The sequence below is a fragment of the Gordonia sp. QH-12 genome, from assembly GCF_001578675.1.
In the GTDB taxonomy this organism is placed as follows: domain Bacteria; phylum Actinomycetota; class Actinomycetes; order Mycobacteriales; family Mycobacteriaceae; genus Gordonia; species Gordonia sihwensis.
On the sequence record NZ_KQ969282.1, the window covers coordinates 37,020 to 62,481 of the forward strand.

Annotated in this window: 29 protein-coding genes and 2 pseudogenes; 7 read left to right on the forward strand and 24 right to left on the reverse strand. The window is 63.4% G+C overall.

The window, feature by feature from the left end:
- Nucleotides 1-96: 96 nt before the first annotated feature.
- Entirely contained in the window at nt 97-1,653 is a 1,557-nt protein-coding gene (locus Y710_RS00190) for an APC family permease (RefSeq protein ID WP_006895566.1), read from the reverse strand.
- Between the two features lie 208 nt (nt 1,654-1,861).
- On the reverse strand, nt 1,862-2,788 hold the full coding sequence (locus Y710_RS00195) for a cation diffusion facilitator family transporter (protein WP_006895567.1): 927 nt from the start codon (nt 2,786-2,788) through the stop codon (nt 1,862-1,864).
- A gap of 181 nt (nt 2,789-2,969) precedes the next feature.
- Between Y710_RS00195 and Y710_RS00200 the strand changes: the two genes are divergently transcribed.
- Together Y710_RS00200 and Y710_RS00205 are read left to right on the forward strand one after the other, a co-directional pair.
- Nucleotides 2,970-4,112: an LLM class flavin-dependent oxidoreductase gene (locus Y710_RS00200; RefSeq protein WP_006895568.1), complete on the forward strand. Its 1,143-nt coding sequence runs from the start codon at nt 2,970-2,972 to the stop codon at nt 4,110-4,112.
- Nucleotide 4,113: 1 nt separating this feature from the next.
- Complete coding sequence (locus tag Y710_RS00205; protein WP_006895569.1) at nt 4,114-4,770, forward strand: CE1759 family FMN reductase; 657 nt, start codon at nt 4,114-4,116, stop codon at nt 4,768-4,770.
- Nucleotides 4,771-4,846: 76 nt separating this feature from the next.
- Here Y710_RS00205 and Y710_RS00210 read toward each other — a convergent pair whose 3' ends face one another.
- From Y710_RS00210 to Y710_RS00235, 6 genes are all read right to left on the reverse strand, one after another.
- The gene (locus Y710_RS00210; RefSeq protein ID WP_006895570.1) at nt 4,847-5,143 is read right to left on the reverse strand and encodes a WXG100 family type VII secretion target; all 297 of its coding nucleotides are present in this window, start codon (nt 5,141-5,143) and stop codon (nt 4,847-4,849) included.
- Nucleotides 5,144-5,254: 111 nt separating this feature from the next.
- The gene (locus Y710_RS00215; RefSeq protein WP_006895571.1) at nt 5,255-5,566 is read right to left on the reverse strand and encodes a WXG100 family type VII secretion target; all 312 of its coding nucleotides are present in this window, start codon (nt 5,564-5,566) and stop codon (nt 5,255-5,257) included.
- 39 nt (nt 5,567-5,605) lie between these two features.
- Nucleotides 5,606-6,985 carry a hypothetical protein gene (locus tag Y710_RS00220; protein WP_231875641.1) on the reverse strand — a complete coding sequence of 460 codons (1,380 nt, stop codon included), beginning with the start codon at nt 6,983-6,985 and terminating at the stop codon, nt 5,606-5,608.
- Entirely contained in the window at nt 6,982-7,284 is a 303-nt protein-coding gene (locus tag Y710_RS00225; protein ID WP_062365851.1) for a hypothetical protein, read from the reverse strand. Before Y710_RS00225 ends, Y710_RS00220 begins: the two co-directional genes overlap by 4 nt.
- 31 nt (nt 7,285-7,315) lie before the next feature.
- Complete coding sequence (locus Y710_RS00230; protein ID WP_006895574.1) at nt 7,316-7,681, reverse strand: YbaB/EbfC family nucleoid-associated protein; 366 nt, start codon at nt 7,679-7,681, stop codon at nt 7,316-7,318.
- Nucleotides 7,678-7,905 (reverse strand): hypothetical protein, encoded by a 228-nt coding sequence (locus tag Y710_RS00235; protein ID WP_231650027.1) that lies wholly within the window; start codon nt 7,903-7,905, stop codon nt 7,678-7,680. Before Y710_RS00235 ends, Y710_RS00230 begins: the two co-directional genes overlap by 4 nt.
- A 531-nt stretch (nt 7,906-8,436) precedes the next feature.
- Here Y710_RS00235 and Y710_RS00240 point away from each other — a divergent pair.
- A pseudogene (locus tag Y710_RS00240) lies at nt 8,437-8,958 on the forward strand (AAA family ATPase); the annotation flags it as partial.
- 548 nt (nt 8,959-9,506) lie between these two features.
- On the forward strand, nt 9,507-10,142 hold the full coding sequence (locus Y710_RS18615; RefSeq protein WP_156479380.1) for a hypothetical protein: 636 nt from the start codon (nt 9,507-9,509) through the stop codon (nt 10,140-10,142).
- Between the two features lie 937 nt (nt 10,143-11,079).
- On the opposite strand, the gene Y710_RS00255 is transcribed toward Y710_RS18615, so the two are convergent.
- From Y710_RS00255 to Y710_RS18385, 6 genes are all read right to left on the reverse strand, one after another.
- Entirely contained in the window at nt 11,080-11,442 is a 363-nt protein-coding gene (locus Y710_RS00255) for a P27 family phage terminase small subunit (RefSeq protein WP_062365860.1), read from the reverse strand.
- The gene (locus Y710_RS00260; RefSeq protein ID WP_062365862.1) at nt 11,429-12,139 is read right to left on the reverse strand and encodes a hypothetical protein; all 711 of its coding nucleotides are present in this window, start codon (nt 12,137-12,139) and stop codon (nt 11,429-11,431) included. The genes Y710_RS00255 and Y710_RS00260 overlap by 14 nt, the downstream gene beginning before the upstream one ends.
- A gap of 14 nt (nt 12,140-12,153) precedes the next feature.
- Entirely contained in the window at nt 12,154-12,525 is a 372-nt protein-coding gene (locus tag Y710_RS18620; RefSeq protein WP_156479382.1) for a hypothetical protein, read from the reverse strand.
- Nucleotides 12,526-12,542: 17 nt separating this feature from the next.
- On the reverse strand, nt 12,543-12,872 hold the full coding sequence (locus Y710_RS00265) for a hypothetical protein (RefSeq protein ID WP_062365865.1): 330 nt from the start codon (nt 12,870-12,872) through the stop codon (nt 12,543-12,545).
- A gap of 606 nt (nt 12,873-13,478) precedes the next feature.
- Complete coding sequence (locus Y710_RS00270) at nt 13,479-14,162, reverse strand: hypothetical protein (protein ID WP_156479383.1); 684 nt, start codon at nt 14,160-14,162, stop codon at nt 13,479-13,481.
- Between the two features lie 98 nt (nt 14,163-14,260).
- Nucleotides 14,261-14,776, reverse strand: coding sequence for an HNH endonuclease (locus tag Y710_RS18385; protein WP_082781231.1), 516 nt, complete (start codon nt 14,774-14,776; stop codon nt 14,261-14,263).
- Between the two features lie 943 nt (nt 14,777-15,719).
- Here Y710_RS18385 and Y710_RS18625 point away from each other — a divergent pair.
- Nucleotides 15,720-15,878, forward strand: a complete 159-nt coding sequence (locus Y710_RS18625; protein ID WP_156479384.1) for a hypothetical protein — start codon at nt 15,720-15,722, stop codon at nt 15,876-15,878.
- A gap of 1,154 nt (nt 15,879-17,032) precedes the next feature.
- Here Y710_RS18625 and Y710_RS18630 read toward each other — a convergent pair.
- The gene (locus tag Y710_RS18630; RefSeq protein WP_156479385.1) at nt 17,033-17,500 is read right to left on the reverse strand and encodes a hypothetical protein; all 468 of its coding nucleotides are present in this window, start codon (nt 17,498-17,500) and stop codon (nt 17,033-17,035) included.
- Nucleotides 17,501-17,620: 120 nt separating this feature from the next.
- On the opposite strand from Y710_RS18630, the gene Y710_RS00285 reads away from it, so the two are divergent.
- Nucleotides 17,621-17,899 carry a hypothetical protein gene (locus Y710_RS00285; protein ID WP_062365873.1) on the forward strand — a complete coding sequence of 93 codons (279 nt, stop codon included), beginning with the start codon at nt 17,621-17,623 and terminating at the stop codon, nt 17,897-17,899.
- Nucleotides 17,900-18,295: 396 nt separating this feature from the next.
- Here Y710_RS00285 and Y710_RS00290 read toward each other — a convergent pair whose 3' ends face one another.
- The 3 genes from Y710_RS00290 to Y710_RS00295 all read right to left on the reverse strand — a co-directional run bounded on the left by Y710_RS00290 (nt 18,296) and on the right by Y710_RS00295 (nt 20,836).
- Nucleotides 18,296-18,730, reverse strand: coding sequence for a hypothetical protein (locus tag Y710_RS00290; RefSeq protein ID WP_062365875.1), 435 nt, complete (start codon nt 18,728-18,730; stop codon nt 18,296-18,298).
- Nucleotides 18,727-18,861, reverse strand: coding sequence for a hypothetical protein (locus Y710_RS19210; RefSeq protein WP_269449331.1), 135 nt, complete (start codon nt 18,859-18,861; stop codon nt 18,727-18,729). The genes Y710_RS00290 and Y710_RS19210 overlap by 4 nt, the downstream gene beginning before the upstream one ends.
- Before the next feature lie 430 nt (nt 18,862-19,291).
- Nucleotides 19,292-20,836, reverse strand: coding sequence for a recombinase family protein (locus Y710_RS00295; protein ID WP_082781232.1), 1,545 nt, complete (start codon nt 20,834-20,836; stop codon nt 19,292-19,294).
- Nucleotides 20,837-20,884: 48 nt separating this feature from the next.
- Between Y710_RS00295 and Y710_RS00300 the strand changes: the two genes are divergently transcribed.
- On the forward strand, nt 20,885-21,298 hold the full coding sequence (locus Y710_RS00300; protein ID WP_331709885.1) for a MinD/ParA family ATP-binding protein: 414 nt from the start codon (nt 20,885-20,887) through the stop codon (nt 21,296-21,298).
- 16 nt (nt 21,299-21,314) lie between these two features.
- On the opposite strand, the gene truA is transcribed toward Y710_RS00300, so the two are convergent.
- The 6 genes and pseudogenes from truA to rpsM all read right to left on the reverse strand — a co-directional run bounded on the left by truA (nt 21,315) and on the right by rpsM (nt 25,398).
- The gene (gene truA / locus Y710_RS00305; protein ID WP_062365878.1) at nt 21,315-22,202 is read right to left on the reverse strand and encodes a tRNA pseudouridine(38-40) synthase TruA; all 888 of its coding nucleotides are present in this window, start codon (nt 22,200-22,202) and stop codon (nt 21,315-21,317) included.
- A 72-nt stretch (nt 22,203-22,274) separates the two neighbouring features.
- Nucleotides 22,275-22,751, reverse strand: a pseudogene (rplQ, locus tag Y710_RS00310) (50S ribosomal protein L17); the annotation flags it as partial.
- 80 nt (nt 22,752-22,831) lie between these two features.
- Nucleotides 22,832-23,884 carry a DNA-directed RNA polymerase subunit alpha gene (locus Y710_RS00315; protein ID WP_006895579.1) on the reverse strand — a complete coding sequence of 351 codons (1,053 nt, stop codon included), beginning with the start codon at nt 23,882-23,884 and terminating at the stop codon, nt 22,832-22,834.
- A gap of 98 nt (nt 23,885-23,982) precedes the next feature.
- Nucleotides 23,983-24,588, reverse strand: a complete 606-nt coding sequence (gene rpsD / locus Y710_RS00320; RefSeq protein WP_006895580.1) for a 30S ribosomal protein S4 — start codon at nt 24,586-24,588, stop codon at nt 23,983-23,985.
- Nucleotides 24,589-24,622: 34 nt separating this feature from the next.
- Nucleotides 24,623-25,030, reverse strand: coding sequence for a 30S ribosomal protein S11 (rpsK, locus tag Y710_RS00325; RefSeq protein ID WP_006895581.1), 408 nt, complete (start codon nt 25,028-25,030; stop codon nt 24,623-24,625).
- On the reverse strand, nt 25,030-25,398 hold the full coding sequence (gene rpsM, locus Y710_RS00330) for a 30S ribosomal protein S13 (protein WP_006895582.1): 369 nt from the start codon (nt 25,396-25,398) through the stop codon (nt 25,030-25,032). The genes rpsK and rpsM overlap by 1 nt, the downstream gene beginning before the upstream one ends.
- Nucleotides 25,399-25,462 lie beyond the last annotated feature (64 nt).

Here is a 25,462-nt window from a genome sequence, read left to right on the forward strand (position 1 = left end):
GTCCCTCTCGATTGACATCTTTGATCGTGAACGACGGTACCGGCCGCCGATTCGGCGGCCGGTACCAGTGCCCTAGGTCCTTCTACGCTATCGCGCTCACGCACTGCCGGTCGGACCACCGTCCGGCCGGTCGGCCGAATCAGGGGTGACGGTGTCGTAGGAGGGCAGTTCTTTGCGCTCACGCATACCGAGCACGGAGTGCTTTGCACCGTAGGTCAGGTATACGACGATGCCGATCATCATCCAGACCAGGAATCGCAGCCAGGTCTCGATCGACAGGTTGATCATCAGCCAGAAGCAGGCGATGACCGCCAGGATCGGCACCAGCGGTACGAACGGCACGGAGAAGCCGCGCTTGAGATCCGGCCGGGTGCGACGCAGCACCACGACACCGACGCACACCAGGACGAACGCGAACAGGGTACCGATGTTGACCATCTCTTCGAGCGTGCCCATCGGGAAGAAGAAGGCGAGCGCGCCGGAGACCACGCCGACGATCAGGGTGATGCGCACCGGCGTGCCGCGGCTGCCGGTCTTGGCCAGTCCGCGCGGGAGCAGTCCGTCGCGGGCCATGGCGAAACCGACTCGGGTCTGTCCGAGGAGCATCACCATCACGACTGTCGTCAGACCCGCCAGCGCACCGATGTTGATCGCCCACTGCGCCCAGGTGATGCCGTGCGCCTCGAAGGCCGTGGCGAGCGTCGACGATTCCACCGTCCCGTTCGGCAGCTTCTTATCCGCGAGGTCGGTGTACGGAACCATTCCGGTGAGCACCAGCGAAACGCCGACGTAGAGGATCGTGACGATGGCCAGCGATCCCAGGATGCCGCGCGGCAGCGACTTCTGCGGGTCCTTGGTCTCCTCCGCGGTGGTCGCGACGACGTCGAAGCCGATGAACGCGAAGAACACGAGCGACGCGGCGGCGAGCAGTCCGTACCAGCCGTACTGGCTGCCGGTGGCACCGGTGGCCCACGAGAAGAGCGTCTGATGGATTCCCGTCCCGGTCGACTCGCCCGGCTTGGCCGGCGGCACGTACGGCGAGTAGTTCTTGCCGGTGATGTAGAAGGCGCCCACGATGATCACGAGCAGCACCACGGCCACCTTGATCGCGGTGATGATCACCGAGACCCGGGACGACAGCTTGGTACCGAGCACCAGCAGGGTGATGAGCACCGCGATCAGCACCGCCGCACCCCAGTCGTAGGTGTGCCCGCCGATGACGAAGACGTTGTTGCCCGCGCCGATCACGTTGCCGAGGTACGACGACCAGCCCTTCGCCACGACGGAGGCGGCGAGCGCGAATTCCAGGATGAGGTCCCAACCGATGATCCAGGCGACGAATTCACCGAAGGTCGCATAGGAGAACGTGTAGGCCGATCCCGCCACCGGGACCGTGGAGGCGAACTCCGCGTAGCAGAGAGCTGCCAGACCGCAGGCGATCGCGGCGAGGACGAAGGCCAGAGACACCGAGGGGCCCGCGACGTTGCCGGCCGTCCGCGCGGTGAGGGTGAAGATGCCGGCGCCGACGACCACGGCGACGCCGAAGACTGTCAGGTCCCAGGCCGTCAGGTCCTTCCGGAGCTTGGTTTCGGGCTCGTCGGTGTCGGCCATCGATTGCTCGACCGATTTCACACGACCGAAGAAAGTGGTCACGTACGTTCTCCTTGCTGATTCGCGGGGTTTCCGCTGCGGGATGAACGGTCGGGGCGTGGTGCCTGCGCCAGGGTGTGCGCCCTCGTCGAGTAGCCCTGTGGCCTCGCCCGAGCTGACACCATCGATGTGATCCCCTCCACATTCATTGCGGTTTCAGAGGCTAGCGCATCGACGCGTTCCCGTAGGCCGCATCCAGGTCAGGAGTTGGTCACGAAGCGTTCTCACCCCTGTCGATGTCCGGTTCGAGGTAAATCACCCGGGCCTGCGGCACCGCGGCCCGCACCCGGGCCTCCGCCCCGTCGATCGCCCGAGCGATCTCGACGGCCCCCAGACCCGGCGCGATCGCGATCTTCGCCGCCACCAGGAGTTCCTCGGGTCCGAGGTACTGCGTCTTCATATGGATGACGCGATCGACGTCCTGCCCCGGGATCACCGAACGCAGCGTCTCCGACTCGGCCTCGGTCGCGCCCTCGCCGATCAGCAGGCTCTTCATCTCGACGATCAGGACGATCGCGATCAGGCCGAGCAGTACGCCGATCGAGAGGGTGCCGATGCCGTCCCAGATCGCATCACCGGTGATCATCGTCAGCCCGACACCCGCGAGCGCCAGCACCAGACCGATCAGCGCGCCGCTGTCCTCGAGCAGGACCACCGGCAATTCGGGATTGCGCGAGGTGCGGATGAACTGCCACCAGGACGCCCCGCCCTTGAGTGGCCTGGACTCCTTCCGGGCGGTGTGGAAGCTGTAGCCCTCGAGGCAGATCGCGACCAGGAGGATCACCACCGCGACCAGTGGTGAGTCGAGCCCGTGATCGCCCGCGTGGCGGATCTTCTCGACGCCTTCGTAGAGCGCGAACATCGAGCCGAGGGTGAAGATCACGAGCGCGACGATGAACGAGTAGAAGTACCTGCTGCGGCCGTACCCGAACGGATGCAGTTCGTCGGCCTTGCGCGCCGCGCTCTTCTGGCCGAGCAGAAGCAGGCCCTGGTTCGACGTGTCGGCGACGGAGTGGACGCCTTCGGCGAGCATCGATGAGGAACCGGTGATCGCGAAGCCGACGAACTTGGCCGCGGCGATTCCCGCATTGGCGGCCAGGGCGGCGACGATCGCGCGTGTCGACCCTTCTGCGGACATGGAGGACCTTCCGTCTGTGCACGTGGTGTCGGCCGGGCGGCCGCAAAGGAAGACTAATCGGTGGCGGCGGACCCGACCGTCCAGCGGCACGCGGAACGAGGGCCGGGAATTAACCGGACCACGGTCCGGTTACTCTGTGTGAAAGCCGCGGCGAGCGGACCCACCAGGAAGGAAGCGTTCGATGCAGTTCGGAATCTTCAGCGTCGGTGACGTGACCACCGACCCCACCACCGGCACCACGGTCAGCGAACACGAGCGGATTCAGGCGATGACCGCTATCGCCCTGAAGGCCGAGGAGGTCGGTCTGGACGTGTTCGCCACGGGTGAGCACCACAACCCGCCGTTCGTCCCCAGTTCGCCGACCACCATGCTCGGCTGGATAGCGGCTCGCACCGAGAAACTGCGGCTGTCGACCGCGACCACGCTCATCACCACGAACGACCCGGTCAAGATCGCCGAGGACTTCGCGATGCTTCAGCACCTGTCCGGGGGCCGGGCGGACCTGACACTCGGTCGCGGCAACACCGGTCCGGTGTACCCGTGGTTCGGCAAGGACATCCGGCAGGGCATCCCCCTCGCCGTCGAGAACTATCACCTCCTCCGGCGCCTGTGGCGGGAGAAGAACATCGACTGGGAGGGCCGGTTCCGGACGCCGCTGCAGGGCTACACCTCCACACCCGCTCCCCTCGACGACACTCCGCCGTTCGTATGGCACGGCTCCATCCGCTCCCCGGAGATCGCCGAGCAGGCCGCGTTCTACGGCGACGGCTTCTTCCACAACAACATCTTCTGGAACAAGGAGCACACCGAGCAGATGGTGAACCTGTACCGTCGCCGTTTCGAGCACTACGGCCACGGTTCCGCCGATCAGGCCATCGTCGGTCTCGGCGGTCAGGTCTTCATGGCGGACACCGAGAACGAGGCCAAACGCCGGTTCCGTCCCTACTTCGACAACGCGCCCGTGTACGGCCACGGTCCGTCGCTCGAAGACTTCACCGACATGACCCCGCTGACCGTCGGCACGCCGGAGATGGTGATCGACAAGACCCTCTCATTCGCCGACTACGCGGGCGACTACCAGCGGCAGCTGTTCCTCGTCGACCACGCCGGACTTCCCCTGCCGCAGGTGCTCGAGCAGATCGAGATCCTGGGCACTCAGGTGGTGCCGGTCCTGCGTGCGGAATTCGACCGCCGCCGACCCGCCCACGTGCCCTCCGATCCGCCCACCCACGAGTCTTTGGTGGCCGCCGGCCCGGGCTCACCGCACCGCCGGGTCGCTCCGGCCGCATCCGTCGCGACCGCGGCGGCGAAGGGAGAGAACTGAGATGGCGCGACGTCTCCTCGTGATCAGCGCCGGCGTCTCGACGCCGTCGTCCACGCGGCTCCTGGCCGACCAGATCGCCGACGCCGTCACCGCGGGAGTGACCGCCCGGGGCGAGAGCGTCGACGTGCGGGTTCTGGAGCTGGCGCCGCTCGCCGCCGGTCTGGCCACCACGGTGACCACCGGTGTCGCGACAGCGGAGGTTAGCGCCGCCCGTGACGAGGTAGCCGCCGCCGACGGCATCGTCGCCGTGACCCCGGTCTTCACCGCCTCCTACAGCGGACTGTTCAAGATGTTCTTCGACCTGCTCGACCCCGACGCGATGACCGGCGTCCCGGTGCTGGTGGCAGCAACGGCGGGCACTCCGCGGCACAGTCTGGTCCTCGATCACGCCGTGCGCCCGCTGATGAGCTACCTGCGGGCCGACACGGTGCCGACCGCGGTCTTCGCCGCCACCGAGGACTTCGGCAGCAGCGAGCTCGGCGACCGAGTCCACCGCGCCGCCGGCGAGCTGGCACAGCGGCTCGTCGGTGCGTCCGCGGTCGCCGGATTCGGCGGCCCCACCGACCTCGAGACCCGGCCGCGTCGATCGGCGGGGGCGAACGACCTCGGCGAGGTGACTCCCTTCGCCGAGCTGTTGCGAGGCCACACCGGAGACTGACCGATCAGGCACCGTCCTCGCTCGGTGTCCGCCCCGGGTGGCAGCCGATGCGGCTGCCGCCCGGGGCGACCGTGTCTCACACCGCGAAGGTCTTGCCCACCCGGACGTCGGTCTCCCGCATATGCGTGGCGGCCTTCGCGACTCCCGTGCCGAGCGAGTCGAGCCGAGCGCGCGCGTCGGCGAAGATCCGATCCCAGTTGCCCTGCGCCTGCTGGTACGACGCGGCGCCTCCCGAGTCCCAGTGCGCGGCGAGCGCCGTCACCTGGCGCTTGAGCTGACCCGACAGCTCTTCCAACCGCTGAAACTGTCCACGCAGGTCGCCCGAAAGCGTTCCGAGACTTGCGAAGTCGTACCGAATGAGTCCGTTGCTCATGTCATCCCCCTGTGAGTGTGTTGAATCGGATGTGTCAGTCGAAGATATGCGCGTCGAGCTCGTGCGTCTGCGACGAGCGAGCCGCGCCACCGCTCCCCCGCGGCGGCCCCGCTACAACGACAGATGTCCCTGCAGGCCGGTGAGCTGGCCCGCCACCGTCACGTCTTCGTCGTCGTAACCGCGGAAGCCGGCGGTCAGCTTCGACTCGATCTCGTCCAGCGCGCCCTGCAGTTTGGTCGCGACCCCGTGCCAATCGGTATGCGTGGTCTCGAACGCGGTGGACGCCTTGCCGTCCCAGCCCGACTTGCCGTTCACCGCCGACTTCTGGATCTGGCCGACGATGCGCTGCATCTCGTCCACCACTCCTTTGATCGACGCCGCCGAGGCCTGTCCGGCGGCGACGTCGAGTTTGAGAGCCTGCATGTCGCAGTCCTTTCCTTGGTGTTCTTCTCGATCCCCGGATCACACCGATCCGGCGAGCTTCTGGCCGCCCAGTCCCAACTCCAGCGCCACGTCGAAGTCAAGCGACTCCGCGGTCATGGCCGTGAGCCAGTCCCGGTCCACCGCCTCGCTGCTAGCGGGCTCAGGCGCTACGGCGGCGGGCACGATCCGCGGTCCGTCCGCGGACTGACGTGCCGTGGCCGGCACGACCGGTGCCAGCGGCACGGCGGGCGCCGCCGCCGAGTCCGTTGACACAGTCGCCTGCGCTGCCCCGACCACCGCGGCGTTGGTGGTCATGGGCCGATCGGCCAGCGACACCGGTTCCGCGGCGACCGAGGCGGTCATCGCACTCACAGCGGCGCCGGGAACGGAGGCTGCCGGTCTGACCGCCGGTCCACCGGCACCCGCGCCTCCGACCGCCGGCGCTCCAGCACCGGATGATCCGGCCGACGCTGCCCCAGGCGTCGTCGGTCCGCGGTCGCAGGCCGACGGACAGGGTGCGGGCACGGCAGCGGGGGTTCCGAGCGCATCCCGGTGGTTCGGGTTCGGAGCCGGGACCTCCGGTGCGCCGTCCGACCCCGTACCCGCCAAGAGCTTCGTAGCGAGAGTCGTTCCCGCCTGGACCATCGGGAGCGCCGACTCCAGCAGTTTCGCCGCCACCGCGAATCCGTCGCCGCCCGGCCCCGGCACCGCGGTGACCGGTATCGGCCTGCCGTTCGCCGCCATGTGCGCCGTGGGACCGGCCAGCTGAGTGCGAGTGGCCGCGACCACCGAGAGCCCCTCTGCCAGCCCCTCCGCCGCGATCCCGAGCGCCGCGAGCTGCCCGGGTGGGGTCGCCAGCGTCGGCAGTGCGGCGGCGAGCGCCCCTGCCGTCTTCACCACTACTCCCTGCAGTTGAGTCAGACCGGCGGCCACCACCGCTGCCGCGGCCTGCAGATCGGCAGAGATCGCCGCTCCCTGCGTCGCCAGCATGCCGGACTCCGACGCCGACCGCGACGCAGCCGTGACCGCCGATGTCGCAGCCTGTCCCACCCATCCGCCATCCACCGAACGGGCAGCGTTGAGCAGCAGCGTCACGCCGCCGTCGAGCAGGCCGGCGAGATCGTTGTGGGCGGCTGCGGGGTTCCCGATTCCGCCGAGCCTTCCGGTACCGAATGTCGCGAGCAGATCGGTGATCGGCTTCAGCAACATCGCCGGATCGATCGCGGGCAGCACCGGCAACTCGGGAAGGCTCGCCGGCAGGTGCACGTTCAACGGTGCCTGAACCGGCGCGATCCCGAATCTCGCGAGCGCGTCCCCCGCGCCGCAGTCCGCCGCGGTGGCCACCTCGGGGCTCCCGCACGTGTGGGCATCCGGTCCGGACGCCGGCCCCGCATCGTCGGAGGTTCGGTGCCGGCTCACACTCGGACCCCGCAGGCACCGGTGCCGTCGGCGTCGGAGAACGAGGCGATTCCGGCCGACACCGCGGCTGCGGTCGCCGCATGCGCGGCGGCGAGAAGCCCGACTCCGCGGAGGTGATTGGCCTGTGCCACCGAGTAGGCGGCGGCGAACTCCTGCCCGATCAGACCGAATACCGCCGTCATTGCGGCCCCCACCGCCGCCGTGTCGAACGCTCCGGCAGTGGCCGTCGCCGTTCCCAGCGCCGCCGATGTGGCGCCGAACGTCTGCACCGCTTCCGGGTGCACCATCGTCTCGTTCACGTCTCCCCCTGATGCTTGAAGAATCGAGCCCTCATGTAATTGGACGCACCGGATCCCGGTTCGGTTCCACCGCCGCGCCGGAGTCGTCGACTCCGGTCAGTGCGGCGAACTCGCCGCAGAACGACTGCATGATCTCGCTGCGCTCGGCGAAGGCATCCGTCGCGGCGCGCACTGCCGCACCCACGATCTCCTCCGACAGTCGTGCGCCCTTTCCGCCGCCGGCGCCGGCGGCGATCTCCAACTCGATGAGGGCTCCGTTGCCGTTCACCGTCACGCGCACGCGACCGTCGTCGCCGACTCCGGTCGCGCGCAGTTGCTGCAGTCTCCGGTGCACGTCCTCCAGCGCCCCCAGCTGCCGCTGCGCCCGATCGGCGACGGCGTCCATCTCGGGGTTCACCGATTCCGTCCTGCACTCGAGGCATCCGCTGCCGCCTCGGCGTTCACCAGCTCCTTGCGTGACGGCAGCCCGAGCAGATCGAGTGCCTCCTCATCGACACCGCGCCCCCGCAACCGGTGCCTGGCCTGCACTCCCGCGGTCGTGCTCGCGAGGGTGCACAGCGCCATGATCTCGCGCGCCAGTGCCGCCGGAGACCGCCGCATCGCCCGAGACGAAATAGTCATCCCCACCGGCAGTCCCGCGGCCGTGCACGTGACGGAGATGGCCCCGGATCTCGATGCGACAGTGGTCAGCCCCGCCGGTTCCGTGTCGGAACCCTGATGTCGATTCTCTTCTGCCATGTGACTTAGACGCGCGTGACTCGTTTTCGGTTCCATCGATTCGAACGCGGGCGTGTCTGGGTCGGCGACGTCTAACGTTCCACCCCGACCGCAGCATCGTCGCTGCGAGCGACCCGAGGGGGACACATGACACCATCAGAAGTCCAGATGAGCGACACTCCGCCCTGGCTCGACCATCAGCCGCACGAACCGCGGCCGGACATCGATCTGTCCGCGATCATCGGTCTCTCGCCGCCCGTCTCCGCAGAGCACGCCTCCGCAGAGCCCGATGAGGCTGCACCGCTGCGCGCCGCACCGGAGATCGACGCGACGGTCCATCCCGCACCGATGCCGTATCCGGTGCCACCGGCACCCGCGCCGCTCGGGCCGCCCGTCAGCGGGTTCGTCCCGGCCGCACCGGCCGCACCGCTCCCGCCCGCCGGTCCAGCCCTGGATCAAGTCGCGATCCTGCGCAAGGCACGGCGTGCCCCCGTGCGCGGATGGCGGCGCGCCGTGCACGCGGTGACCGCCGGGTTGGTGAACCCCGGCGAGTCGCCCGCCGAAATCGAGTACCAGCAGCTGCTGGAACGACTCCGGCGCCCGATTCGCGGCGACTACCGCATCGCGGTGCTGTCGTTGAAGGGCGGCGTGGGCAAGACCACCACGACGATCGGACTCGGTTCCACGTTCGCATCGCTCCGCGGCGACCGGGTGATCGCGGTGGACGCCAATCCGGATCTCGGAACCCTCGCGCAGCGCATTCCGCAGCAGACCGCCTCCACCGTCCGCGACCTGCTCGCCGACACCGCGGTGCACCGGTACTCCGATGTCCGGGCGCACACCTCGCAAGCCCCCAGCCGGCTCGAAGTGCTGGCCTCAGAACGCGACCCCGCTGCCGCCGAGGCGTTCAGCGAACGGGAGTACCTCGGCGTCGTCGACATTCTCCAGCGCTTACATTGCAAATCACTTCGAGAAAGTTGAACATGCACCACTTCACCCTTGGTCAACGAGTCCGTCGGGTTGGACTGTTCGGTAGCAAGAACGATCCCGGTACAGTCGTCCGGGCTCACCGTACTCACGTGCTGGTACCGCTGGACGCCACCGGACGAGTCTGTGAGTTCCACCCGGCAGACCTTCGGAAGGTGACCGCATGACAACACCCGCTAGGTTCGTCGAGGCGTTCCCGCCCTTCGCGTTGTACGACGATCCGGGATGGATCTCGGTTCACAAGACGATCGAGGATCGCGTGTACATCACCCGGTCGTGCTTGATCCGTGAGACGGACCCGAAGTACGTCGAGTGCTTGCAGCACGTCGGAGACAGGACTCTGGAGCTTCGGGAGGAGCATCCTCACCACAACTGGTGGATCGGCTCTCACGTTATCGTAGAAGTCTGGTCGTAGGTATACCCGTACGACGAAGCCCCCGATCGGTCTCAAGACCTTCCGGGGGTTTTCTGTGCCACGCGTGTCATGCCACTATCGAGGGACCCGTAATCTATCCGACATGGATAGTGGAGTCGTGGCAGCAATTATCGCAGCCAGTGCATCTGTCTTGACCGCGGTGCCTTTGCTCGTGCATCGAGAAGGCTCACCATTGGCTCGACGAAACATTCAGAAAGATCTCGACATCGTCCGCAACCTTCCAGAAGGAAAGGCGAAAGACGCGCTCCAGCGATCGATTGAAATCCGGACTATAATCATCTCAGCAAACGCCTCCGACACAATTCGGCGCAGCCACCTATCACAGCTTGCCCTACTCGGATACTCCCTTCTTCTGCTTGCTACGGCTATCTATCTGGGACTAAACCCTGGGATCTTTCTCGACTCCGTCCGGCACATGGCCTGGACACTGATGATAACCCTAACAGTTGCGGGCTTCTGGTCCCTATTACTCGCAATCCATCCGTTCTTGAAAGCGACACCTTCCGCCATTCGACTCTGGTGCAAAGTGGTCGTGATGTCGCTCAGACTGAGGAGCACACGGAGAAGAATAAACTCGATCAGAAAGAAAGCAAAGGAGAACGGCATAGCTCTACCAAATCGTGATCTAGAAGAGATTGAAACAGAGCGAGAAGAACTATCGAATGTTGCCAAGAAACTTAGACGCGAACTAGTGCGAAGCTACAAACTCCAATTGTAGGAACCCGCCCGAATCTCGGAAGAACCCCCGGCTACGAAAAGCCGGGAGCCTTCTACTCCGGAGTCGGAGAGCTAGATCAGCCTCACCCATTGTTCAACGATGATGGTTCGACCTTCCCATCAAGACGTACGGTGTCGATCCTACTCGAAGCAGCTCAGACCGTGGCCGCCGTCGACTACGAGTAAGCCCGTTCAAACCGAGGGTCTGACTCGAACAGGCTCTCGGAGCGGACGACGCTAATGACTCCGTCGCCTTCGTCGTACAACCCAATCGTTTACCTTCTCTTCGATCGCCTGTATTCAATTGCTAGCGGCATCACGGTTTCGATCGCGCTCATCAACCAAGGAAACGCGACTGTGGCGAGCTGCATGAACGAATCGAGCAGTCCGGGTAGGTACGCGCCCGACTTCCTTACCACCTGGTGAGGTCATCTGTGCCTTTCGTTGAATAGTGGCTTTCAGATGCGGAAAGACGGGCTCAGAGCCACTAGAGACTCAGCCCGTCGATTAGGTTGGTGCCGAACTACCGTCAAGACGACTTTGCGATCAGAGCCGCTAGCAAAGGGTCACACCTCAGCTGATTCGGTACGTGAACCGTTCCGCTACCCTGCGACGGATCTACCGGACGGTCGTACTTCGGTTTCTCAATCAATTCGACTTCTTCCGTTGTGCTGCTTCTAGGAACCACATCGACACCGGGACACCGAGGGCGAGCAGGATTTCTGTTGCATCTGCTCTCATGCCTTCGTGGTCGAGATAATCTTCGAGATCCCCGATCCACGCCCGGATTGACCTCGGAGTGTCGACACCGGAACCGAGCGCTGTGTTCGTCTCGATCGACGGGGAGAAGAACCGATCTGGAAGCCTAGAGACGACGGCTTCGATACCCGTCGCCTCCGTGGTTCTCCGTCGCGGCGGGGTATAGGTCCGCGGTGGCACTACTTCACCTTGAACGATGCTCGTTTGACGACCCCCGATGCCTTCGCCGGCTCGATAGCCTGCTCTGCATCTTGGGGCTTGGTGAGTCCGATCGAAGCCAGCGCCGTCCGCATCTCGGCCTGAGCCTTCCGGATCTGGTCAAGCTCCGGTGCAGCGGTTGGTTGGCCCATCGAGCCCCGGACCCGGTAGTTTCCGTCGAGCTTCGCTAACTGGTCGTAGAGTTCGTCGATCTGATCGGCTTGGCGACAGGCTCCTTCGAGGATGACGAGTTGCGCTTCGGTCAGATCGAACTCTCCGACAGCATCAGTCCAGATCCGGAGCCCTTTGGTTCCAAGACCGGACGGTGTCTCAGACGATCCCAATGGACGCCTTGAACTCAGCGATGCGCTGGTTGTCGTTAAGGCTGAAATCAGCGCCGACCCGAGCAGCACAGAGGAAGACTCTGCCAATCCGTTGCTCCATCACGTTCGACGCCGAAGTCGACTGCGCTTCCTTGATCTTCGCGTACTGCTCCGCGGTGTCCGGACGAACGAGCTGAAACGCGCGCTCGGTCGTTGGTCCGACACCGACGCTGTTTCCGTTCGAGAAGATCCAGAGCGAAATATTCTGAAGCACCTGGCCGGCGTCCTCAGCGTCCGCGTAGGCAGCGACAGCAGTCGCACCGGCAGCTACCAGGTCTTCTGAAGTCAGCCTCTCTGGCAACAGTGACACCGCAGCCGTGAGGCGATCACCGGCCTCGGTCACGATCTTGTTGATTAGCGCGAGGATCTCGTCCGAGTCCTTCCGGATCTCTTCGAGAGCCTGCCGAGTGTGGGCATCGCGAAGCAGCCGCCGAGCCTCCGCTATCTTCTCGTGGCCGGCGAGAGTCCCGGCGAACTCGTAGAGCAGTGCCTCGGCTTCCTCGCCCTCAGTAACCGGTACGTTCGGGACCGTCGGACGACCGTCGTAGGCGTATTCGATTGCGTCGACGGAGTCGATGAAGGACTGAGCAGCCTTCGACGGCTTGTAGCCGAACGACGAAAGCCCGTTGACGATGTTCGTGAGATTCGTATCGTACATGGTCTCTCCTGATTCTAGTAGTAGCGGTTCACGACATCATCGGGTGAACCGCTGGAAGGTTGTGGTCCGAGTAGCCCCGAAATAAGTCCGGGAAGGTCGCCATTGAGCGGCATAGGACGACTGGTGCCTTTACGCGACGGCTTATCCGTCCGGAATATCTCTGCGACAGTTTCGGCGGGGCTGTTCGTCTGCTCGTGGTCGTCTCTCGTGATCGGCGGCGGAAGATACATATCGAGTCGAGCGTCGTACTCGTCGAGTTCTCGTTTGTGTCGTTCCCGCCTCTTTTCCTGTTCCGGTCTATTCTTCAGTGCCGGGTTTTGTGCTCGGCGTCGAGCATCTGCGGCGTCGAGCATCTTCTCGACCCGACTATTAGGCAGGTAGCCCATTGTGTACTCCTATTTGTTCATCCGTCGAAACGGGATCGTTGGTTGAATCGAGTCCAGTCGGAGAGATCCCGCGCGACTACTTCGGGCGCTTCGCCGGCCAAGACTCGCTCAGCGAATCGGTCTTTGTTTCGCTTGTTGACTCCGAACCTGTACCGGAGTGTCTCGACACGCTCGTCGAGAGGTCGGTGATCTCTTGCGGTCTCGTTGAGCGCATCCCATTGCTCACGAGTTGGTATAAGTGAGTCGATCAACTTCAGAATCGACCGTCGGAAGCCTCTGTCGATCAAATCGACGTACTCGTCGTACGGAACCGGACCTTCGCGCAGCCGGCTGGTGAGATCGGTCATTCTCGAACGAGATCTACAGTCGAGAGGATTCCCATCTCGGCTACCAACCGGCGAGCTTCTCGGCCTCGTTCCCGGTAGCGTCGATTAGACTCCCGCGAACAAATCTGACAGCGGTGTCCCGACCCGCTCGATCTTGGCACCCAGTAATCGGGACCGTGACCGCGACCGCATTGATCGGTTGCTTTCGGCATCGAACCTCCTTATTGTATGCATCGCTCTGACAACAGGGCACAAAAAATAGCTCCGGAGACTGACACCAGTAGTCACCGGAGCCGAAGGATCGGCCTATTTCCCATGCGACCGATCCGAGCAGAGACCTGGGTAACCGAAGAGGACTTTCTCTGCTGGTAGCGCTCCCCGAGGGGGATAGGCTCGGGGACGTTGGATGGACCGAGCTCTACAGGCCAGGAGCGAACCCGGAGCTCGGTCGTCGACGACAGGGCCAGGAGTGACGTCTACCAAGCTGGAAGCGGAGCCGTCTCCCGTCGTCGCAGGCTCTCACAAAAGAGCCAGTCATCGGCGCTGTCGAAGCGCCGGGTAATGGCCGGGAGCAGTCCTTCGCTCCCTTGTTGGACTAGTTCCCTGATTAGCCCATCACCTGCTGTTCTACGCCGATTCGACGTCCGGACCCCTAACGTCGAACGCCGTCGCCGCGATTGCGCTGGATCGGTTGGTAGCGAATCGGCTACCAGGTCCGTCGTGTTCTGCCGTCGCCCTAGCGGCTGATCCGGCGACAAGCTTCCCGAGGTTCTTCGCGGCACGGTTGATGTTCGACTTCTGAGTCTTATCTCCACGCTCCCACCGTTCAAGCTGCCCGAGATCTCCGTAGGATAGATTCGGGAGCTCGTCAGCTATACGCCTGATACGGTCCGGCATCGAGTCCCAGTCCGGAGCGTCGGAAACGAGGCCGTAGACAATAACGGCATCGAGTATCTCGGGGTTGGTGTACCCTAACTCGGTTCGAGCCTTCTCGTCGGCGCAGATTCCACCGGCCCAGGATCGGGCAGCACCGTAAACGACGGCTTCGAGCGAGTCGGGTTCTCCGGTCTTCGGGTAACCGTAGGGGTAGAGATCCCTAGCAAGCCTGTTCTTGCGCTCAATCTTCAGTAGACGCTCGACAACGTCGGACGCGAGATCCTCCGCTGCGACCAACCCGTACCAGTCGTACGAAACCCGCGAGCAAGCGCGGTTAATAGCGTCGAGAACTCCGGGTTGGTCGATGATGGATTCGGCATTGACGACTCGTACGAGATCGCCGGTTGTCGGGGGTTCAACAGTTTTTGTATTCATCTTCTCTCTAACGAGTCAGAGCGGTTCTCCAGTCTTAGTGGTCAAGAAGTAGGAGAAAGCCGCTTAGGATTGAATCTAGGGGGGCATTATGCGTGTCTCTACGCGGTAACCTTCGACGGAATGGCGATAACCGTCATCTGTTGCGCTCCTGCTCGGTGGAGCAGATTCGAGCTCTTCGAGCCATTACAGCCGGCGCAGAGAATCTGTAGATTCTGAAGCCTGTGGAACCCGCCCATCGAGATAGGGAGAATGTGATCGAATTCGAACGGACCTTCAGTCGTCCCACAAGCGTTGCAGACGTCCCGTCGATTCACCGCGCAGAACTGTTCAGCGGTGAACGGATAGACGACGGGCTCTAAGCCCTGCCTCTTGCATGCCTCAATGTAGTGTCCACGGGATCGAGCGAGTTTTCCTTCGTCGGTAGCTCGATACTGCTCTCTCAGATTCTTGTCGTAGTCGGGATTCCTCTCCCGGAACTTCCTCGTCGAATCTCTGCACTTCTCACGGTGACACTCCCGGCAACGACTGTTTCTCCCGAACTTGCCGTTCTTCTTGGGCCCGTACTCGTCGAGCGGCTTCGTCTCACCGCATACGGTGCATATCTTCTCTTGCATGCTTCACTCCTGTTTGTAGGCAGCACAAAACGCCGCTTCGTGTTCGACTCCAGAAAGAGTCGAACGCAAATACGGCTTGCTGTGAATTGGTTGGTCGTCGACGAGATCCGTCGATCTACCTGCGTTGAATTGGCTTGCACGAGATTGATCTCGGCTTCCGCCAGCGGATGAGCGAGCAGCGCTCGGCCTACTCCCCTCCACCTATCAACATACCCGAACTTGCGTTCGATGTCAAACACGCGTTCGATATTCATCCGTTCGGGGGACTTCGACACCCCGAGCTGCGGGGACTCTGAAAAATGACCCGGTACTTCCTCAGCCGAGGTCTCACCCGCATTACGCGGCGGTCTCAAGCCCCGTAGGGAGGGGCTCCCCCCTGGGGTCGCCGGCCACAAGCGCTAGCAAGTGCAAGCGAGGCAAGCCTAAGCAAGTGCAAGCTAACCTAGCTCCCCTCTGCCGGCCTCCTCTGTGCCGGCCTAGTGGGTAGTACTCCCCCTCTGCTCTCCCCCTCCCCCTAGTAGGGGAAGTGCTCCCCTGCACGCCTCCCTGTACTCCCCCTGTACGCCTCCCCCTAGCTCCCCTCTGTCCACTAGGGAGTAGGTAGCAGATCCCCCTCCCTATCCGACAGAGAGGGGGTACATCCAAGCCCGTCGCCCCGGTAGCTGGAGCGGAGGTACTGACTGAACCCCGGAGGTACGTTGTCCACAGGTTGGTGACTTAGGGAGGAAATGTACGACCCTGCTCCTATACTTAGGAACAGGTCGAAAACGCCCGAACCTCGGGCACTGGGCCTACCGGTTCGGGCGTATCGTCAGCAACAAACTTTGGCCAGCTAGTTGCAACTACGACGTTACCTCTTCCGGTGCGCTCCGGGGTAGATGCTCCTGAACGTAGCCCAGGTTATCGGCCGGATTGGTGGTCACCTATGACCAACGAAGTGCGTATGACGCTGCCTACCGGGACCGATCCCGTCGTCGTCGAGCGCCTGTTCGGCGCTGAGGCGATCAGTCACACCGGACACGCGACGGGCGTCAAGGTCCTGTCTTGGACCGCTTCCGACGTTCCGGGGTACTCGGAGTATTACGGGACATACGTCGTCTAGCAGCTACGACACCTAATGATCGGCGGTCCTCCCTGCGTCGGCGGGGAGGACCGTCCGTTCTACCTCGGCTCGGGAAACCGACGACCCGTCGAGCACGCCCAACACGTACCGATCTCGGGGTCTAGAACCTTATTCATCGGTTGAACCGTTGAAGAGACGACTCATGAGACGAAGCCTGATCTCCCTTCAGGAACGTTGAGAGTCAAGCCCGAGGCGTACCCTCCCGGATACTGGACTATGGAGTTCATCGAACCCGAGTAGGTTCGAGGCTTCTGAGACACGCCGGAAGCACCGAGACACGCCGGAGCAGCCTGTGGATAGCCGTCGATCGACCTGGGAGTTTCACGAATGTGATTCACAAGCTCTTGTGGTCCGGGAAAACGTCAGCCACTAGGTGTAGTGTTTGGGCTGGTCGAAGACACGAAGGCTCCCACCCAGGGAGTTGGACACATCCTCCGGAGCGGGAGCATCTTCGACTGCAACGAACTTGGCCGTTCACATGTTGCAGTCGGAGACGTTACTCCTCCGGGGCGGAGAGGTCACCACTGATCCCGATGTTCGATGTGTCACCTTCGACGTGAGCTTCCCGAGGAGGAAGCATGTCCAACAAGAAGGGCTCCGATAACCGGAGCGCGATCACCGGGCGGTACGTCACGAAGTCGTATGCGCGCAAGCATCCCAACACGACCGTGACCGAACGGAGGAAGGGGAAGAAGTGAGAACGATCGAGGTCAAGCGCAAGCTTCCGTCGTCAACGTCGTTTGATGACTTCTGGCTCATGGTTGAGCACGAAGCCATGAAGGCGTCACCGTCCGGCTACGCCGACGTCAGTGTCCACGGGAGCGTGGCTACAAACACTCCAGGAATCTCGATCTACAGGGGGTCATTCAAGATCGACTAGCGAGGCTGCGACCTTCGCAAAGACCCTCCTCGTTGTCTTCGGCGGGGAGGGTCTCCTCCTCTTCGTGCTATCGCTTGCTGTTCGGCAGACCTCCCGAGATCACCTTGACCGACGACGGACGAGAGTCGAGTCCCAACCTGCCGGGACACTTGCGGTGCTTACCGTTCCCCAGGAACTCTGTAATGCTTGCCGAGCCGTCCGCTAGCGCTGGCTTCGACGCCTGCGAAGCACTTCGGACAATAGAGTTTCTTGGTCATCCCACGAACGCTTGCTCGTACACCTTCGCCTGAGACGGCTTCAGGTCACCGGAAACCCGGAGGATCATCGGACCTCGGACGGTGTCGTACTCGGACCCGAGCATCGGAGAGTCAGTCAAGATCGACTGAATGTAGTCCTTGCGCTTGTTCGCCGCTTCCTCGGAAGGCCAGAGTTCCACAACAGCGCCACAATCGACTCCGGGTGAGTCGTCACACTCAGCCCGTTTGTCAACGATCACGGTTGCTTGTGAATAGCCGTTCGGACGACCGAGAAGGTTGTTCGCATCGTTGTCTTCGGTGAGGTCGACAAGACTCATCGCCTCCGGGACGGCGGTCTGGACTCGCTCCGCGACGGACCTAGCAGTCGTCGCCGGCGCGGTCGTCGGATCAGGGATGTACGGCTCGTACGACGAGCAACCGGCGAGTACCAGACCAACTAGGACAACTCCGGCGATCTTCTTCACGACTACTGTCGTACAGCATCTAGCGGCTCGCGTCATAGCGGATAGGTACACACGCCCTCGATTGTTCATTCGATCGGACGACATGTCGGAATAGTCCCAACTCGCGTCTACAGTCGTCGGGTGACTCCTTGGTACATCATCGGCGGGATTGCACTCTTCGTCGTCGCAGTGAGACTGATCTCCAAACACTGGGAGGTCGTGAAACAGATGCTCACGGGCGCATACGTGACAGCGTGGGCCTTGTTCATCTTCTGGCTCCCTTTCAAACGGGAGTCAACCGGATCTGCGTTCGAGCAAGCCGGATGGTTCATCGTCGATCTGCTTATTGGAGTTGCGTTAGCGCTCATCGTCAATTTTGTGCTGTATTTAGTCGTGTCTGTCCTGAGAGAGGAGTTGTAGAACCTCTGTAACACGTCCCAGTCTCTCCCTGGTGGTCGAGACTTCGACTCAGAGGGCAAGCCCATCAGGCTTGCGCTACTGGGTTCTGGTCGACGGACTCTGATCTCCGTCTCCCGGTGGTCATCGGGCAGACGAAGCACCAAAGCGAGAGTCTGCCCTGTAGATGTCGTGATGATGTCTCATCACTCTCCGTTGCAGCCCCATCCTGCTACCTCCGGATGGGTCTTGCGTCTCCGACGGCTACACCTTGCCTCCGGCGGCTACTCTAAGGAAACGGTCTGTGTTTACAGGCCAATCCCATTTCCTATCGGCCTGTGTTTACAGGCCACTACACCCCCAAAATGGCCTGTATTTCCATTTGGAAAGTGGACAGCATATACAGGCCACCTTCAGGTGTCACAAGGCGATCTCTGAGGGCATCGACAAAACGTAGCCGACACCTTTCTCCCCCGGCTTCTTCGGGATCTTGACCAAGAATCCGGCTTCAGCAAGCCGACTCGCGCACCCGTTGAACCTGTCCCGGTGAGCGCCAAGCTCCCTAGCCAACGCTCGGTCGGAGCGCTCGACACGGAACGTATAGAGGTTGACGAAGTACCCAAGGAAGGACGCGTACTGTACGGTCGCCCGCTGGCCGGCTCCGAAGTGTCGCTCCACAGCGACGACCCAATCACGGATAGCCGAAAGCCCGTTGCCCTTGAGCGGTACCGGCGTATTGATCGTCGGGAGCTCTACGACCTCCGGTGTCCGATCTCCTCGAAGGTGCTCCGGAACGAAGTCGCTCGACCACGGGTTGTTGATACCTTCGACGGTGTCGTCGAGAACGGCGGTCACGCTGCAAGCTCCCAATCGTTTCGCTGAGACCTGGCGATCGACATAAAGTGCTCGACCGTGATCCAGTAGCCGATGTTGTCGTCAATCTGGAGCCAGACGATCTGGTCCGGGCTGATACCGTTAGTGTTCATTGCTTTCCTTTTGCGGGGGGGCGCTGACATACCAAACCTAAAAGTCCGTCAGCGTTCGATCTAGAGGCCATTACGACCCCATTAGGGGTTGACGACGTTCCGTCGTCTAGCAAGTGTTAAAGTCGTCGGCTATGGCAACCGAGTGCGAGAATCCCGAGTGCAAGTGCCACGACGGGGAGGTTGAGATGCCTCCGCATGTTCTGGCACGGCTCGATCAGGTGATCGCTTCTCTAAGCGACAGAGGTTGATTCATCATCGGGCTTTCTCTTAGTCCAGGGAGCACAGAGCAGCACCGAATAGACCTATCGGAGGTCGTACCGTTGTCATGCTGCTCCGCTTGGCTCAACCTGACCTAGCTACGACGATGCGCTAGCGGGCCGATAGAGACGCGAAACTAGCCGGAGAGCAAACTCCGGCTAGACTCAGCTAGTCACGGTTCGTTGTCCGGTGTCAACTCCGGAACGATCAGATCGGCAACGAACGGCATGGCCGAAGTCAGTTCGAGCCTGACTCCCCGATCGATCAGCATGTTCCGGCGTTCCTCCCGAGTAGCGTCGGACCAAGCCTCTCGGAACGTCTGCCCCGTCTCGTCATAGACCCAACCGGGACGCTTCGGCTCTTCGGCTTCGAGCGTGGTCCGCTTCTCGATAAGGACCGCCATACGACGGAGGTAATCGTCGTGGTCTTCGTCAGAGACGATCAGCCCGGCGTCCTGTTCAGCCCGTAGGCGTCTGATTCTTTGCTCGATGACTTCGAGTTCGCCGGCGAGATCGTTACCGGGCTCCCAACGCTTCGTAGTGATCGGGAGGTCTCCGTACTCTTGGAGCATGTGGTCTTCGAGGAAGCCGTCGAGGACGTCAACCGGGGTCGATGTTCCGACACAAGCTCGCGGGTTTGCACCGCATCGGTAGCGCTTCGTCTCTCCCTGCGAACCGTCCGCAAGCCTGTACACAGTGACCTGGTGTGCCAATGACGCGCCACACGGAGGACAGTTACATGAGTTACATTCGGCAGCGTTCCCACTTTCCTTACACGTCGGAGTATGTCGAGTCGCTGCACAGAACCCGACACCGAGCATCGGGTTCACCGAGTTCGTCCGAGTCCGGGTGATCCTCCGCTTCGCTGCTGCGTCCTGGATCTGTGCCCACGTGTCTTCGTCGAACGTCGGCTCTGCCATGCGGATAGGCTCACCGTCATTGTCGAGAACGTAGCCGTTCCGGTTAACCTTCCAGCCCTGAGTCCGCGGAGACGTCAACGCGATTGTGACGTTCGACGTCGACCATCTGCGGAGATCCGGATGGTCGGCCTTCAGCCATTCAGTTATCCGCGTGAACGACTCTCCGTCGATCAGCCTTCGACCCATCTCGTGAAGCACCGCTTGTTCGTCCGGATTGAGCTCCAGACCCTTCCCCTTACCCGATGGGTGATCGATGGTCCGATAACCCAGCGGTGGAGTACCAGCCGCCCATCGAGTCGTCGGTCGCAGTACCCGGTGCGAGTCCAGAGCACGTGTCTTGAACCTGTTGAGTTCAAGCTGAGCGAAGAACGATCCGAGGTACACGAAGAGTTCGGAGAGCATCGAGTCCACGGTCTTCGGACCGTCTCCGTCTCGGTAGTCGAGTCTCAGCCCGTCTTCGGCGAAGACCAGCACCTTCCGACGTTCCTCGCACCACCTAGCGAGATCCACACAATGACTCGTAGACCGAAACGCTCTGTCCATCTTCGAGAAGACAAGAGCATCCCAAGTGTCGACACGGTCGTCTCGGAACCACGTCCCGAGATCCGGACGCTTGAACGGCTCGACGGTTGCCGACACTCCAAGGTCTTCGAAGGTGCCTACGACCTCCCCGCCTTCAGCCGCTACCCACTTCGCACCCGTCTCGATCTGCGCTAGCTGAGACACCTTCTGCGGTCCGGTGAGCACCGAGACCCGAGCACCGACGATGCAGCGGAGCGGAGCCTTTGAAGTCGACATACGGTTGACGTTAGCACTTCTCAGTGCGTACTCTTCCGCTTCTACAACGTGATCCTCACCGATTGCGGCACCGGAATGAGCGCCGACGCCATGCGCGGCGTCCTCGACACCGCCGACGCTCTGGTCCTGGTCTCCTCTCCCGCACTCGACGGAGCACGCAGCGCCGGTTCCACGCTGGACTGGCTGGTCGGACACGGCTACGGCCACCTCATCCCGCACAGCGTGGTGGTGCTCAGCTCATCCCGACCGGGTTCGTCGACCATCGACGTCGACCAGCTCGCACAACACTTCCTGACCCGCTGCCGGGCGGTACACACCATCGGATTCGACGATCACCTCGCCGAAGGCGCCGACATCGATCTGGAACTCCTCAGCAAGTCCACCCGCCGGTCGTTCGTCGAACTGGCCGCCACCGTCGCCGACGACTTCGCCAATCCCCCGCGGCGCAGAACCGGCGGGTGACCGAGGGCGCGGCGGACTACTCCACGACCGGACCCGCACACCCGAGATCACCGGCGTCGCGGACGTCCCGCGTCCGTTCGTTGCGCGCCGCCCACTCCTCGGGCGGCGGGTAGCTCACGCTCGTCAGGCACAGGCCACGGGCCTGCGCCACGGGCACCTGCGCGGAGCGTGCGCGCTCAGACAACAGCCCGGCACACCAGTCGACGCCGCGGCGACCGTCGCCGACCGAGGCCACCGCGCCCACGAGGGACCGGACCATCGACCAGCAGAAGGCGTCGGCCACCACGGTGCCGACCAGCACGTCGCCGTCTCGCCGCCAACTGAAGCGCTGGAGTTCGCGGATGGTGGTGGAGCCCGGCCGGTAGCGGCAGAAGGCCGCGAAGTCATTGAGCCCGACCAAAGCCGCCGAGGCCGCGTTCATGGCCTCGACGTCCAGGGGCCGGGTCCAATCGGCGGTGGTGCGGGCGAGGGTCGGCTCGGCGCCCCACGCGGCGTCGGTGAGCCGGTATTCGTACGTGCGCGCCAGTGCGGAGAAACGCGCATCGAAGTCTGCGGAAACGGTCTCGATCCGCTTCACCCGCACATCGTCCGGGAGCATCTTGGCGAGCCTGCGAACCAGTCGCGACGGGTCCCCGTCGATGGACCTGGTCTGCAACGACGCGACGGGGACGTCGCAGTGCGCCACCTGCCCGGCGGCGTGGACACCGGCGTCGGTCCGGCCCGCGACAGTCAGCCGAATCGGCGCGCGGAGCACGGTGCTCAGCATCTGCTCGAGACTCTCGCAGACCGTCCGTCGACCGGGCTGCGTGGCCCAGCCGGAGAAGTCGGTGCCGTCGTAGCCGATCAGCAGCCGAAGACGACACAGCCCGTCCCCATCGATGATGGGGACGGGCTGTGTCGTCATGGAGTGTCACCTCTCGCTCGGCGGCGACCGTCAGGTCACCGGCGAGCGAAGCGGCTACTGGTCCTGTGCCTCGTCGGCAGCGGCCTCGGCGGCCGGAGCCTCGTCAGCGGCTTCTGCCGGAGCAGCCTCCTCGGCCGCCTTGGCCTTGGACGCGGCGGCGCGGGTGGCACGGTTGGCCTCCGACGACGCCGTCTTCTCCTGCACCAGCTCGATCACGGCCATCGGGGCGTTGTCGCCCTTGCGCGGCAGCGTCTTGATGATGCGGGTGTATCCGCCGTTGCGCTCCGCGAAGTGCGGGCCGATCTCGGCGAACAGGGTGTGAACGACATCCTTGTCGCGGATGTCCTTCATGACCTCGCGACGGTTGGCCAGCTGGCCGGCCTTCGCGTGGGTGATCAGCTTCTCGGCGTACGGACGCAGCCGCTTCGCCTTGGCTTCGGTGGTGGTGATTCGGCCGTGCTCGAAGAGAGCCGTGGCGAGGTTCGCCAGGATCGCCTTCTGGTGGCTGGCCGACCCGCCGAGGCGGGCACCCTTGGTGGGCTTGGGCATGTCTTTCTCCTAGGAGCGACTCACGATCTCGCGACCGGAAGTCCGTTGGTCTGGAAAAACCAGGTGGTTCTTTGCGAGCCCTACAGCTGCTCGGTCTCGGCGTAATCCTCGCCACCGTCGTCGCCGAACGACGCATCATCGGACCAGGTGCCGGTGGCCGGGTCGTAGCCGGCGACCTGCGACGGGTCGAAGCTCGCCGGGCTGTCCTTGAGGGCCAGACCCAGGCTGTGCAGCTTCACCTTGACCTCGTCGATCGACTTCTGGCCGAAGTTGCGGATGTCGAGCAGATCCGACTCGGTGCGCGCAACCAGCTCGCCGACGGTGTGGACACCCTCGCGCTTGAGGCAGTTGTACGAACGGACGGTCAGCTCGAGATCCTCGATCGGCAGGCTGAACGCGGCGATGTGATCCGCCTCCTGCGGCGACGGGCCGATCTCGATGCCCTCGGCCTCGACGTTGAGCTCCCGAGCCAGGCCGAAGAGCTCGACCAGGGTCTTGCCGGCCGACGCCAGGGCGTCACGCGCGGTCATGGAGTTCTTGGTCTCCACGTCGAGCACCAGCCGATCGAAGTCGGTGCGCTGCTCGACACGGGTGGCCTCGACCTTGTAGGTCACCTTCAGGACCGGCGAGTAGATCGAGTCGACCGGGATGCGGCCGATCTCGGCACCGGTGGCCTTGTTCTGCACGGCCGGCACGTAACCGCGGCCCCGCTCGACGACCAGCTCGATCTCGAGCTTGCCCTTGTCGTTGAGGGTCGCGATGTGCAGGTCCGGGTTGTGCACGGTGACGCCGGCGGGCGGAACGATGTCCGCACCGGTCACGGTGCCCGGGCCCTGCTTACGGACGTACATGGTGACTGGCTCGTCCTCTTCGGAGCTCACGACCAGTCCCTTGAGGTTCAGGATGATGTTGGTGACATCCTCCTTCACGCCGGGAACGGTGGTGAACTCGTGCAGGACACCGTCGATGCGGATGCTGGTGACCGCCGCGCCCGGGATGGACGACAGCAGCGTGCGCCGCAGCGAGTTGCCCAAGGTGTAGCCGAAGCCCGGCTCGAGGGGTTCGATGGTGAACTTCGAGCGGTTCTCGGCGATGACCTCTTCGGACAGAGTGGGTCGCTGTGAGATGAGCATGTGGTGGGATTCTCCTTCGGCCGCCCACTATTTGACGGCGTCGAGGTGGACCGGGCAGCTGATGCTGCTCAGTAGGTTTCGCGAAAGCTCGGGTGAGACTACTTGGAGTAGTACTCGACGATGAGCTGCTCGGTGAGCGGAACCTCGATCTGTGCGCGCTCGGGCAGCGAGTGCACGAGGATGCGCAGAGTCGACGGAACCACCTGCAGCCAGGCCGGGGTCGGACGATCGCCCAGGGTCTCCTTGGCGATCTGGAACGGCGTGGTCTGCAGCGACTTCGGACGGACGTCGATGATGTCGTACTGGCTGACGCGGTAGCTGGGCACGTCCACGCGAACACCGTTCACGGTGAAGTGGCCGTGGCTGACCATCTGGCGGGCCTGACGACGAGTCCGGGCCAGTCCGGCGCGGTACACGACGTTGTCCAGACGCGACTCGAGGATCTGCAGCAGCACGTCGCCGGTCTTGCCCGAGCGACGGTTGGCTTCCTCGTAGTAGCGGCGGAACTGCTTCTCCATGACGCCGTAGGTGAAGCGGGCCTTCTGCTTCTCCTGCAGCTGGAGCAGGTACTCGGTCTCCTTGATCCGCGCGCGACCGTGCTGGCCGGGCGGGTACGGGCGACGCTCGTACGCCTGGTCTCCGCCGATCAGATCGACGCGAAGACGACGGGACTTCTTGGTTGCGGGGCCGGTATAGCGAGCCATGTTCTACTTCCTTCTGTCTCTATTCCGGGTCCCGCTAGACCCGGCGCCGCTTGGGCGGACGGCAGCCGTTGTGCGGCTGCGGGGTCACATCGGAAATGGTGCCGACCTCGAGGCCGGCGGCCTGCAGCGACCGGATGGCGGTCTCGCGACCCGAACCCGGTCCCTTGACGAACACATCGACCTTCTTGACACCGTTCTCCTGCGCCTTGCGGGCAGCGTTCTCGGCAGCGAGCTGCGCGGCGAACGGGGTGCTCTTACGCGAGCCCTTGAAGCCGACGTGGCCGGAGCTGGCCCAGCTGATCACGTTGCCCTCGGGGTCGGTGATCGAGACGATGGTGTTGTTGAACGTCGACTTGATGTGGGCGTGGCCCAGCGGAACGTTCTTCTTGTCGCGACGACGGGTGCCCTTCTTCGGGCCTGCGCTACGTGACTTGGGGGGCATTACTTCTTCTTCCCGGCGATGGTCTTCTTCGGGCCCTTACGAGTACGGGCATTGGTCTTGGTGCGCTGACCGTGGACCGGCAGGCCGCGACGGTGGCGCAGACCCTGGTAGCAGCCGATCTCGATCTTGCGACGGATGTCGGCCTGCACCTCGCGGCGCAGGTCACCCTCGACCTTGACCGAGGACTCGATGTACTCGCGGAGCTTCGCGACGTCTGCGTCGGTCAGGTCCTTGGCGCGCAGATCGGCCGAGAGGCCGGTGGCGGCGAGGATTTCCTTCGAGGTGGTGCGACCCACCCCGTAGATGTAGGTGAGCGCGATCTCCAGCCGCTTCTCGCGGGGGAGATCCACACCTGCAACACGTGCCATGTGGCGATTCCTTACATATTCAGAGGTCTGCTCCCAGCCCGCCCCGGACTCTGCGCCGGGCCCC

What these genes read in the sequence shown, in the direction of transcription:
- Y710_RS00195 (WP_006895567.1), bottom strand. Translation starts at nt 2,788, where the DNA reads ATGTCCGCAGAAGGGTCGACACGCGCGATCGTCGCCGCCCTGGCCGCC.
- Y710_RS00200 (WP_006895568.1), top strand. Translation starts at nt 2,970, where the DNA reads ATGCAGTTCGGAATCTTCAGCGTCGGTGACGTGACCACCGACCCCACC.
- Y710_RS00205 (WP_006895569.1), top strand. Translation starts at nt 4,114, where the DNA reads ATGGCGCGACGTCTCCTCGTGATCAGCGCCGGCGTCTCGACGCCGTCG.
- Y710_RS00210 (WP_006895570.1), bottom strand. Translation starts at nt 5,143, where the DNA reads ATGAGCAACGGACTCATTCGGTACGACTTCGCAAGTCTCGGAACGCTT.
- Y710_RS00215 (WP_006895571.1), bottom strand. Translation starts at nt 5,566, where the DNA reads ATGCAGGCTCTCAAACTCGACGTCGCCGCCGGACAGGCCTCGGCGGCG.
- Y710_RS00235 (WP_231650027.1), bottom strand. Translation starts at nt 7,905, where the DNA reads ATGACTATTTCGTCTCGGGCGATGCGGCGGTCTCCGGCGGCACTGGCG.
- Y710_RS18615 (WP_156479380.1), top strand. Translation starts at nt 9,507, where the DNA reads ATGGATAGTGGAGTCGTGGCAGCAATTATCGCAGCCAGTGCATCTGTC.
- Y710_RS00260 (WP_062365862.1), bottom strand. Translation starts at nt 12,139, where the DNA reads ATGTACGATACGAATCTCACGAACATCGTCAACGGGCTTTCGTCGTTC.
- Y710_RS18620 (WP_156479382.1), bottom strand. Translation starts at nt 12,525, where the DNA reads ATGGGCTACCTGCCTAATAGTCGGGTCGAGAAGATGCTCGACGCCGCA.
- Y710_RS00265 (WP_062365865.1), bottom strand. Translation starts at nt 12,872, where the DNA reads ATGACCGATCTCACCAGCCGGCTGCGCGAAGGTCCGGTTCCGTACGAC.
- Y710_RS00270 (WP_156479383.1), bottom strand. Translation starts at nt 14,162, where the DNA reads ATGAATACAAAAACTGTTGAACCCCCGACAACCGGCGATCTCGTACGA.
- Y710_RS18385 (WP_082781231.1), bottom strand. Translation starts at nt 14,776, where the DNA reads ATGCAAGAGAAGATATGCACCGTATGCGGTGAGACGAAGCCGCTCGAC.
- Y710_RS18625 (WP_156479384.1), top strand. Translation starts at nt 15,720, where the DNA reads ATGACGCTGCCTACCGGGACCGATCCCGTCGTCGTCGAGCGCCTGTTC.
- Y710_RS19210 (WP_269449331.1), bottom strand. Translation starts at nt 18,861, where the DNA reads ATGAACACTAACGGTATCAGCCCGGACCAGATCGTCTGGCTCCAGATT.
- Y710_RS00295 (WP_082781232.1), bottom strand. Translation starts at nt 20,836, where the DNA reads ATGTCGACTTCAAAGGCTCCGCTCCGCTGCATCGTCGGTGCTCGGGTC.
- truA (WP_062365878.1), bottom strand. Translation starts at nt 22,202, where the DNA reads ATGACGACACAGCCCGTCCCCATCATCGATGGGGACGGGCTGTGTCGT.
- Y710_RS00315 (WP_006895579.1), bottom strand. Translation starts at nt 23,884, where the DNA reads ATGCTCATCTCACAGCGACCCACTCTGTCCGAAGAGGTCATCGCCGAG.
- rpsD (WP_006895580.1), bottom strand. Translation starts at nt 24,588, where the DNA reads ATGGCTCGCTATACCGGCCCCGCAACCAAGAAGTCCCGTCGTCTTCGC.
- rpsK (WP_006895581.1), bottom strand. Translation starts at nt 25,030, where the DNA reads ATGCCCCCCAAGTCACGTAGCGCAGGCCCGAAGAAGGGCACCCGTCGT.
- rpsM (WP_006895582.1), bottom strand. Translation starts at nt 25,398, where the DNA reads ATGGCACGTGTTGCAGGTGTGGATCTCCCCCGCGAGAAGCGGCTGGAG.